Genomic DNA, 1,276 nt, shown 5'->3' with positions numbered 1-1,276 from the left:
GCCGGCGTCGGCGGGGTGGGCGGCGGCGCGTCCAGACCCAGGGCACGGGCCACGGTGTCGAATCGCCCACCCAGGGCCAGGGTCGCCGAGGTGGCCACCACGGTCCGCTCGTCGTAGAGGTGGGTGGCGAGCGTGCCGGCGACCGAGAGGGGCGCGACGACGAGGGCCCGCCGCCCGGTGTTGTCGTTGCGCTCCACCCACGCCACGTCGTGCTCCGCCTCGTCCAGCAGCCGCTGGGCGGTGGTGGAGAGTTCGTCCAGCACGGACTTGGCCTGCTGTTTGCGTACCGGGTCGGGGTCGTCGGCCTTGATGTCGCCGATGCCGTCCAGCGCCGCGCGGGTCGCCGCGTCGAGCAGCGTGCAGGCATTCCGCAGCGGGTCGGGCAGGCCGTCGGTGATCCGTCCGGCCGGTGCCTCGGCCAGCCCGACCGCGAGGGCGTCACCGGACGCGGTCAGCGCCTCGGCGGTCTCCGGCCGCAGCAACGGACGGGCCCGCCGGGCGGAACGGTCGATCAGCTCCGGGGTCAGCTCGGCCTGGGCCGCGGAGGAGACCCGGTCGGCCAGCTCGTGCGCCTCGTCCACCACCAGCAGCTTGTGCGGCGGGACGATGTGCCGTCCGGCGAGCATGTCGACGGCGAGCAGGCTGTGGTTGGTCACCACGATGTCGGCCTCGCGGGCGCGGGCCCGGGACGCCTCCGCGAAGCACTCCGCGCCGTACGGGCAGCGGCTCGCGCCGACACACTCCCGGGCCGGCATGGACACCAGCCGCCAGGACTGGTCGTCGACGCCGGGGTCGAGTTCGTCCCGGTCACCGGTGTCGGTCTCCATGGCCCAGTCCCGCAGGCGCTGGATCTGCTTGCCGAGCCGACCGGCCTCGCCCAGCCACTTGGCGCCACCGCCGGGGCGCTCGGTGGGGGCGTCGAAGAGGGTGTCCTCCGGCTCGTCCTCGTTGGAGTTCTCCAACCGGGCCAGGCAGAGGTAGTGGTGGCGGCCCTTGAGCACGGCGAAGGTCGGCCGGCGACCGAGCACCGGCTCCACCGCGTCGGCCAGTCGCGGCAGGTCGTGCTCGACCAGTTGGGACTGCAACGCCAGGGTCGCGGTGGAGACCACCACCGGCCCGTCGACGGTCAGGGCGGGCGCCAGGTAGGCCAGGGACTTGCCGGTCCCGGTGCCGGCCTGCACCAGCAGGTGGTCGCCGGAGGCGACGCACTCCTCGATCGCCGTGGCCATCTGCTGCTGCCCGGGGCGGGCGGCCCCGCCGGGCACCGCGCCGACGG

At 74.9% G+C, this 1,276-nt stretch carries 1 protein-coding gene; it reads right to left on the bottom strand.

The annotated features are described in order from the left end of the window. Positions 1 to 1,276, bottom strand: a 1,276-nt coding sequence (locus tag EYA84_RS31940; protein ID WP_131057868.1) for an ATP-dependent DNA helicase, incomplete at both ends; no start/stop codon positions are given.

Source organism: Verrucosispora sp. SN26_14.1 (genome assembly GCF_004307965.1).
GTDB lineage: Bacteria > Actinomycetota > Actinomycetes > Mycobacteriales > Micromonosporaceae > Micromonospora.
This window is presented reverse-complemented; position numbering and strand designations above follow the sequence as displayed.